The sequence below is a fragment of the Comamonas halotolerans genome, assembly GCF_030162935.1.
GTDB lineage: Bacteria > Pseudomonadota > Gammaproteobacteria > Burkholderiales > Burkholderiaceae_C > Comamonas > Comamonas halotolerans.
Window position 1 is genome coordinate 1 of the sequence record NZ_JASAUZ010000021.1, and the last position, 8,691, is coordinate 8,691.

Annotated in this window: 9 protein-coding genes and 1 pseudogene; 2 read left to right on the forward strand and 8 right to left on the reverse strand. The window is 50.8% G+C overall.

Features of this window, described 5'->3' with window-relative positions; translation table 11 throughout:
* Nucleotides 1-427: 427 nt before the first annotated feature.
* From QEP11_RS10400 to QEP11_RS10435, 8 genes and pseudogenes are all read right to left on the reverse strand, one after another.
* Nucleotides 428-1,006 carry a hypothetical protein gene (locus QEP11_RS10400; protein WP_284336584.1) on the reverse strand — a complete coding sequence of 193 codons (579 nt, stop codon included), beginning with the start codon at nt 1,004-1,006 and terminating at the stop codon, nt 428-430.
* A 518-nt stretch (nt 1,007-1,524) separates the two neighbouring features.
* Nucleotides 1,525-1,848 carry a RusA family crossover junction endodeoxyribonuclease gene (locus QEP11_RS10405; protein WP_284336585.1) on the reverse strand — a complete coding sequence of 108 codons (324 nt, stop codon included), beginning with the start codon at nt 1,846-1,848 and terminating at the stop codon, nt 1,525-1,527.
* A gap of 212 nt (nt 1,849-2,060) precedes the next feature.
* Nucleotides 2,061-2,288 carry an ankyrin repeat domain-containing protein gene (locus tag QEP11_RS10410; protein ID WP_284336586.1) on the reverse strand — a complete coding sequence of 76 codons (228 nt, stop codon included), beginning with the start codon at nt 2,286-2,288 and terminating at the stop codon, nt 2,061-2,063.
* 457 nt (nt 2,289-2,745) lie between these two features.
* Nucleotides 2,746-3,924, reverse strand: a complete 1,179-nt coding sequence (locus tag QEP11_RS10415; RefSeq protein WP_284336587.1) for an MFS transporter — start codon at nt 3,922-3,924, stop codon at nt 2,746-2,748.
* 33 nt (nt 3,925-3,957) lie between these two features.
* On the reverse strand, nt 3,958-4,674 hold the full coding sequence (arsH, locus tag QEP11_RS10420; RefSeq protein WP_284336592.1) for an arsenical resistance protein ArsH: 717 nt from the start codon (nt 4,672-4,674) through the stop codon (nt 3,958-3,960).
* 84 nt (nt 4,675-4,758) lie between these two features.
* A pseudogene (arsC, locus tag QEP11_RS10425) lies at nt 4,759-5,094 on the reverse strand (arsenate reductase (glutaredoxin)); the annotation flags it as partial.
* 3 nt (nt 5,095-5,097) lie between these two features.
* Nucleotides 5,098-6,111, reverse strand: coding sequence for an ACR3 family arsenite efflux transporter (arsB, locus tag QEP11_RS10430; protein ID WP_284336588.1), 1,014 nt, complete (start codon nt 6,109-6,111; stop codon nt 5,098-5,100).
* 2 nt (nt 6,112-6,113) lie between these two features.
* On the reverse strand, nt 6,114-6,464 hold the full coding sequence (locus tag QEP11_RS10435; RefSeq protein WP_284336589.1) for an ArsR/SmtB family transcription factor: 351 nt from the start codon (nt 6,462-6,464) through the stop codon (nt 6,114-6,116).
* A gap of 396 nt (nt 6,465-6,860) precedes the next feature.
* Between QEP11_RS10435 and QEP11_RS10440 the strand changes: the two genes are divergently transcribed.
* Together QEP11_RS10440 and QEP11_RS10445 are read left to right on the forward strand one after the other, a co-directional pair.
* Nucleotides 6,861-7,658, forward strand: coding sequence for a GIY-YIG nuclease family protein (locus QEP11_RS10440; RefSeq protein WP_284336590.1), 798 nt, complete (start codon nt 6,861-6,863; stop codon nt 7,656-7,658).
* A gap of 284 nt (nt 7,659-7,942) precedes the next feature.
* On the forward strand, nt 7,943-8,248 hold the full coding sequence (locus tag QEP11_RS10445; protein ID WP_284336591.1) for a hypothetical protein: 306 nt from the start codon (nt 7,943-7,945) through the stop codon (nt 8,246-8,248).
* Nucleotides 8,249-8,691: the final 443 nt, after the last annotated feature.

Below are 8,691 nucleotides of genomic sequence, written 5' to 3' on the forward strand. Positions count from 1 at the left end.
AGAGCTGTTCAATCAATGAACTCCGCTGCAGCGCGTCGCTCGCGTTCCAGCTTTGGATGTAGAGATCTAAGATGCGCTGTACTTGATCCACGGCGGTACTCCTTTGAGTTGTTGAGTTCCGCTATGTTCCAGCTACGTAGCCGCCAAATCTATTACCTCACAGGTAATAGACAGGCACTTTGTGGCACCCATTTGCGAGCATTCCCAAGGTTCCTGCATCGCTCAAGGCCGACATAACGACCATGCCTGCATGGGCTGAACTCAGGGTCGTTTTCCGACAGTCGGAAGTCGGCCATGAGCCGTCGCTGGTGGAATCAAAAAGCAGACATTCAACGTTGGAGTTGACCGGCGCAAAAGTAGGGGCACCGGAGGCGCGGACGTATTTGCGTCCGCGTAGAACGACCAGTTAGCGCGGGCATGCACGCGGTCAGTAAATCGTGAAGTCAGGGACCTTCAGATTGTTAGCCCGAGCCAAGGACCGCATGCCGTCGATCACCTTCACGAACTCCTCTCGAGTGGTCACCTGGGCGAACTGTGAGCGAACTTGCACACGTTGCAAGTCAGTCTGTAAGGGCGCAACGATGTGCGAAAGTCGCTCGAAATAGTTCGCTGCGCGGTTGACATAGGCTACTCGGTAAACCAGAAGCAGCATCATGGTCGTCGTAAACACCAGCAGCAGCGTCACGACGAACGGCCTCTGCCTTCTTTGCTCTCCAGCGGGCCCGCGGACAACATGCAAGAGGTTGCGCCTGAACAGTACCGTCGTGGTGGCGCCGGCCATCAGCCCGACGCCGGCAGAAATCAAACTCAGAGTTGCACGCTCGTACTGACCGTGCGCAACTTCCTCATACAAACTATTTCGCGCCGACTCCAGCCCAAGAGTCACCACGTCTAGAGCGGCAGTTCCGAGAAACGCAAAGATCGGTCGAATCGCTAGCTCCCACAGCCCGGAGCCTAGTGCGCCAAGAATCAGACTCACAACAACCCAGACCGCTTTTGATTTCATTGATAGCTCCTCTGCACGCACTAACGCCTGAGTTATGCCGCGCCGCTAAGCGGCGTCGGCTTGAATTAATTGTTAGGCGCTTTTTTTCTTTGTCTGTCGCATGAACTCAAGAAGGCGGCGCCATGAAAGACCATTCTCGCGGCACTTGGCGCAAAATTTTGAAAGGCTATAAATATTTGCATTATTAAATCCTCCTAACCTAGTGCGATGCACGTCCCACGACGACACAACAAGCGCTCGATCAAAATTCTGCCCTAGACTTTTTATTCTCTCTGCTGTTCTCCGACTCTTAAGCCTGACACGGATCAGAAACAGCGCTGCAAGCATGTCCTTGACGTTGTTGAAGTCAACATTCAAAGGAAGGCATACGGCGCCCGCATATTGAACGAATACTAAGTTATCTTTAAGCATGCACTCGTCGTTGTTGAACTGAAGTCTGATGTAAAGCGCATCTTTCTGAGTCAGGTGGTTCCTAGAGTTCCAGAAAGTATGTAGGGAGCTGATTTGCGAATCATCGATCAAAAGCCCCTTTCTCCAGTCAGAGAGTCGATGATCGGCTTTGTAATGTTGTCGATGTCTCCGACCTTGTCGGTCTCTTGTCTTTGCGTGCCATGCAAATACCAGAGTAACTCGAGATTGACTGGACCTGCACATATCCATTCAAAGGGTCGCAACTGCTCTTGAATGGTGGAGCAAAGCTCGTCGCGTGCTGCTTTTTGCGACTGAATGCTTACAATACGATCGAACTCAAGTCTTAACTCAAGCTCGGCATCCGCCAACTCTTCAATTTTGTAGTAGTTAGCGGCGTCGCAGTTTCTTGTATGCAGGGAGACTTTCACCATTGCTCTTGAGCGCTTAATGAACTAAATAACCGGATTGCCGTAGGCAAGTCCGCTTGATTGACGGGTTAGACCACTGCTGCATGCTAGTTTTTTACAAACAGCGGCACCAAACGCGTTAGGAATGAACGAGCGATGTCCTCTGGCGTTTGGCCAAGATCGTTCGTCAACGTTACTCGAGCTCCTGCGGCGATGAGTGCCTGTGCAACCGGATCTTACCCGCCAGAGACGGCAACGTGCAGAGTGGTATTTTCCGCTTGATCTGGGACAGAAAGATCGGCACCTGCGTTGGCTAGCAACTGAATGGCTGGAACATCTCCAAGCGCTGCCATCCAATGGATCGGATATTCACCAGAAAAACTCTGCGTATTCAGTGAGATTTTGCCAGGTCCCAGTTTTGCGTAAAGCGCGAAATCGTCGAGTACTTCCTGAAGTGTGAGCATGCCTACTACCTGCGTTGATGGTCTAACGTAATGTAAACCGCATCAAGCCGCAGGCCATATCTGGCGCTTGCGGTCTAAATTGGCACAAAAAAACGCGGAAAGGGGTTTGTAGCCTAGTTTGAAGGTGGGTGTGCTGCATGAAAATACTGTACTAAATTCAGCCATGAAATACGCTGTCCCTCCTGTGTTGCGCGCCACACGGTTGCTGAACTGGTCCGTGAGCAAATTCGCTACCAACACTATAGCCTGCGCACCGAACAGGCCTAAGTGCAATGGGTGCGCTTGTTTGTGAAATGGCACGGTTTGCAGCATCTGCGAGACAGGGGGCTGCGGGAAATAGAAATTTTTCTGACCGTACTGACCAATGAGTGACGGATTTCGAGCTTCTAGCTGGATGGCGGCTCAGGGTCGTTTGCAGACTCTGCTTTCGGCCAACACCAAAAATTACATTGAGCTCTTAGCCTGCGTGATGACGACCCAGAAGTTGTAATGAAAGAAGTGACAGCACACCTAAGATAGCTGTTAAAAAGAGTGCCGATGCTCCCCAGTTGGTCACGACAAGACCGAAGAGCCATGGTGCAAGGGCTTGAGATATGCGTGCAGGAGCCATCAAGATACCTTGACGCTGCCCATATCCGTGTGAGCCAAAAATATCTAAGGGAAGCGCCCCTTTAACAATGGTCAGCATGCCATTACCAGCTCCATGCAGCACGCCAAAAATCACCGCAAGGGGGGCACCAAAGAGGAGAAGCAACAAGGCGCCAATGGGATGCATGGATACAGCCAGCTTGGCGGAGAACAGTGGTTTTAGCTTTTTGAGGAGCGTGAATTCCAATAGTCTTGCTCCTACCTGAGACGGCCCGATAAGCATGCCCACAAAAATGGCACTTGCGGCGGAGATACCCGCAGCTTGTAGCAAGCCTGGAAGGTGTGCTGCCATGGCCACACTGCTAAATCCGGTGGCAGCGAACATGAAAGACAGCAGCCATACGCGAGCGTCGCGGCTTCTCGCTTTGTGCTCTGTGGGCTTCTTGGTCTTTAGAGGTGCTTCTACGCGAGGCTCTTTCGGCAGGCACCCATACAACGGAAGACAGACCACCGCGTTCATCGCTGCCCAGATGAGGCAAGCAACACGCCAGTCGTACGTCGCTTCCATGTAAGAAGTCAGCGGCCATCCAATCGTGCTTGCGAAGCCTGCAATCAAAGTTATGCCAGTGATGGAACTCCTCGCTTGCTGACCGTAGAGCCTGACCACGGTGGCGAAGGCGGCTTCATAAAGGCCACTTGCAATGCCCACGCCAATTCCCAGCCAGGCCAGCACTAGGTGCCAGACAACGGTTGCATTGGACATGAGAACCAGGCACAGGGCGAAAAGGATGCTCGTGCCTGCCAGCACAGGTTTGCCGCCAAACCTGTCTATAAGCCGTCCGGCAAGCGGCCCGGCAAGTGCGGCGACTATGAGAGCAAGAGAGAACAGGCCAAAGAGGTCAGAACTTCTCAATCCAAAGTCCCGCGCTATGGGCTCAGCAAGCACTGCTGGCAAATAGTAGGTAGAGGCCCACGCAATGGTCTGCGCAATGCCAATTATTGAAACTACTTTGAATTTTCCGTTCTGAGGCGTTGCAGATGGGTGCATGTTCTATTGCGAGGCTTGAAGCAGAGTAATCAATTAAAGACGCATCAGCGTTTGTGCATGCTTTTTTGCCAGATCCTCTTTGCGCTCACTGTAACGGTCAACCAAATAAGGAGCGATGTCTCGCGTAAGCAAGGTGAATTTCATCAACTCCTCCAGCACATCCACTATACGGTCATAGAAGCTTGAAGGTTTCATGCGATCGTCATCTCCAAACTCCGTGAACGCTTTCGCAACCGAAGATTGATTAGGAATGGTCAGCATCCGCATCCAGCGGCCCAAGATACGCATTTGGTTCACTGCATTGAAGGACTGTGACCCACCGCAGACTTGCATGACTGCCAACGTCTTGCCCTGCGTGGGACGAATTGCCCCCTCAGACAACGGAAGCCAGTCGATCTGCGTTTTCATCACCCCTGTCATGGCGCCATGGCGCTCAGGTGAGCACCACACCATTCCTTCACTCCAGAGTGTCAACTCACGGAGTTCTTTAACCTTGGGGTGGTTCGCTGAGGCATCATCAACCAATGGGAGACCACTGGGATTGAAAACCTTAACCTCAGCCCCAAAAGCTTTGAGCAAGCGAGCCGACTCTTCCACCACTAAACGGCTAAATGAGCGCTCGCGCAAAGATCCATAGAGCAAGAGAATGCGCGGCGCATGGCTGCTGCGCAGAGGAGCCTTGAGTAGGTTCCAGTCAATAGACTGAAACGACTCACTTGCCAGAGCAGGGAACTCAGCTGCAAGTTGCATTGCGTTTGCGCATTTTGGTGCCTCGACCACTTCGCCGTCTTCTTTGGTGAACTGGCCAATCTGAGCATTTGGCAGAATCTCCAATACTGTCTCTGAAGGACGGCATAAGCGTACGCCCAATGGAGTCACAACTATCGGGCGATTCAACAATATGGGGTGCTCCTCTACAAAGTCGAGCAACTGCTCATCTGTCCACTTAGCGTTGCCCAAGTCAAGCTCTTCGTAGGGAGTACCTTTTTGGCGCAGTACGTCGCGCACATTCAGCCTCATACCTTGCAGCAGCGCCCTCAACTCAGCGCGGCTTGGAGGTGTTTGCAGGTATTCAATGATGTTTGGCTCTACCCCGCTTTGGCGAATCATGGCCAAGGTATTGCGGGATGTTCCACAGTTTGGGTTGTGATAAATGGTTACGGAGGACATAAATTACTTTTGTGCAGGACGCCAGGCATTCACCATGGCTACAAGAGAGAGCATGACGGGCACTTCTACCAACACACCTACAACAGTCGCCAATGCAGCTCCAGAGTGCAGGCCGAACAAAGAAATGGCTACTGCCACAGCCAGTTCAAAGAAGTTGGAGGTTCCAATAAGGCAAGCTGGGCCAGCGATGTTGTGCGGGAGCTTCATAAGCTTTGCTCCCCACCAGCTCAGGAAGAAGATGCCGTAGGTTTGAAGAACCAGGGGAATCGCAATCAAGCCAATGACCATTGGTTTGTCGATGATGGTCTGTGCCTGAAATCCAAACAGCAAAACAACCGTAGCAATCAAACCAACAATCGACCACGGCTTGAGTGCAGATACAAAGTTGCTGACGGCTTGCGTTGATTGCCGCTGCAGATAACTACGAGTCAAAACTCCTGCAGCCAAAGGTAGAACGACATACAAAACAGTGGAAAGAAGCAATGTTTCCCAAGGCACAGAGACATTTGTCACGCCAAGCAGGAACGCTGCAATTGGAGCGAAAGCGACCACCATCACCAAGTCATTGATGGAAACCTGGACTAAGGTGTAGTTGGCATCGCCTTTTACCAACTGACTCCACACGAACACCATTGCTGTGCAAGGTGCAACGCCCAGCAAAATCATGCCTGCGATGTATTCACTGGCAGAAGCCGGGTCTACCCAAGGTGCAAAGATGTACTCAAAGAACAGTACGCCAAGCGCCGCCATGGTGAATGGCTTGATAAGCCAATTAACGACTAGCGTCAGCATCAATCCTTGCGGCTTCTTACGCACATCCTTGACTGCAGCCCAGTCAATTTGAATCATCATTGGATAAATCATCACCCAGATGAAGACAGCCACAACCAGGTTGACCTGTGCATACTCCATCACAGCAACCCACTCAAAGGCGGTAGGCATGATGAGCCCAAGCGCAACGCCAGCAACAATGCCTAGGGCGACCCAAAGCGTGAGAAAGCGTTCAAACACTCCCATTTTTAGCTTCCTTTAGTCGTGGACTTTATTGCTTTGGGGTGGCAAACAGCGCCTGTTTGGCCACAATCAGCACCTGCGCAGCAGTTCTCTGTGAGATAGCCAATCAGAGCATTCATCTCGTCGTACGCGGCTCGGTAAAACAAATTACGGCTCACACGCTCTTGGCAAACTAAGCCAGCATTCACAAGCTCTTTAAGGTGGAATGACAGTGCCGTGGAAGGTACGCCTAGTTGCTCTGAGAGTGCCGAAGGAGTCCGCCCTTCTGCTCCTGCAACAACAAGAGCACGGAAAACGCTCAAGCGTACCGAGTGTGCCAGTGCAGCCAATGCTTTTATAACTTGGTCTTCATTCATACTTCAATCATAGTTGAAATATTGAATTGTTGTTGATGAACTATGAATGACTGCTATGGGTCGCTTTCAACAGTCGGAGGTCAGCCAGAAGCAGTCATGCTCACCTTAACCTTTAGCATCCACATTGAGGCTGAAATCAGAATTTTTAGGTCTGTCTAAACACTACAACAGCGAATTTGCCAATCAATTTTCGTATCCATACAGTATTAGGCGAACAAGATATGTACATCACATGTCTTCTAAAATAAGTTATGCGCTATAGAAAGCATCGTTATGCCATATGGAAAGTCAGTCCGAATATTCCTGCCAGACGCGACTGTTACCGGAATCCGTCACGCGGAAATCGTTAATCGGACAGGGCAAACGGTAGCTTGTCCTAGGGCTCGTCTAGATGAGTTGAAACATTGGCCTGAAACCGCCAAACCGGGGATCTATTTCCTCTTCGAGGCTCGCCTAGGCGATTCAAAACCACTCGCGTATATAGGGGAGTCTGAGAATGTCGCTGACCGTCTCCTTACGCACGACAGGAAGAAGGAGTTTTGGAACGACGTTGTCGTCTTCACCAGCAAGGACGACAACCTGACCAAGTCACATATTAAGTACTTGGAGTCTCGACTTGAAGCGTCGGCGAAGGGCGCAGATCGCTACGAACTGGAGAATGGCAACACACCGACTCAATCGAGTCTCCCTCGAGCAGAACGTGACGCAATGGATGAGCTTCTTGACGATATTCGGCTAGTTCTCGGAACGCTGGGTTATCCGATTCTGGAACCTCTGCTTCAACAAAAAATCGTTTCTCCTGCGAGCGCTTCACCACCCGCATCCAGCACTCCCACCGACGATGAACTTACCTTTACTGTTCACGATATCTCGGCGAGAGGCGTACGTACTAACGAAGGTTTCGTAATAAAGGCCGGCTCGATGGTGTCAAAGACAAACAGTGACAGCGTAAGCGGAAAGATCGTGAAGATGAAGGAGCAACTTCTATCGGATGGTCGACTTGTAGAAAAAGGCAATCACTTGATGCTGGCCGAGGATGTTCTCATGAGCTCGTCAAGCTATGCAGCAGCGCTTATCGCGGGAACAGCGCGCAGCGGACCGCAAAGCTGGTTTGCTGCCAATGGGAAGTCACTCAAAGAGCTAGAGGACTCAGCTCTGGCGCTTTCTGGTGCAAATACTACAGATGATGCCTAACAATTCATTCAAGTCGACGCCGCTTCGCTGTGTGGCTTAATTCAGTCGTTATCAACTGACCGCACAGGGTCGAACTGTAACCGCCCCAACCGGCCAGAAGTGGAAATTCCATCATCTGTCTTTGGACTACCTGCAATAAGTCCCAATCTCGAAATTTTTAACTTGCCTTAAAAATTTTGCTTGTGAAAGCTCAATCTCATAAATCCGAATAGATTCAGTTTTATAAGAACGATACGATTTTTCCTGTCGTCTAAATCTAGTGAGCCCCATCAAGGCAGAAACACATGTTCAAAGCACTCTGCACGAAATGGACCAATCGTAAAAAGTACACGACGTTCGCAGAAATGCCGGATTCCCTGGTGGCTTTTTTCGCAATTGCAGGCTTCTTGGTTGCAGGTTTCTACGGCTATGTTCTTGGCAAGGTACTGCCTGAGTACATGGAAATCGCGAACAAGGTCCCGTTCGGTCAGTGGGGTTTGAAGGGTTGGCTTATCACAGTCATCTTGGCGGGGCTAGGGCTTATGGTGAGCTTCTTCGGCTCTGTCTCGTGGCGCTGCAATGGACTCCTCCGTGACCGTTGGTACAAGTAGCAAATTGCTAACAAGTATTTCCAGCGGACTGCCTTCGGCAGCCGCTGAAATCTGGTGTTAGTGATTTAGGTGTCTGCTTTGGGTCGATAACACCACTTTGGCCGCTATCTGGCTAAAACCGCAAATGCGAGCAGCAAACACAAACTTTCGCATTCGCAGCAATTCAGTTCTAGATATGCTGACTTGAGCAACAGCAACCGGTCTATTGCCACGTGACGTAAAGCTTGGCTGAAAATTAAAAGCCAAGTCCAACAAAACATGCATTGAAAAATTAGTGCTAATGGATTGAGGCACCAAGGAATCCTCTTTGCGCCGTATTCCGGCATCATCCACCCATGTTCGCCAGCACCTGCAATAGCAAAACAGCACGTGCTCAGTTGGCACAACACATACCTCGCTATATCAAGCTGGTCAATGGATACCAGTTGAACGGGCCTAGGACC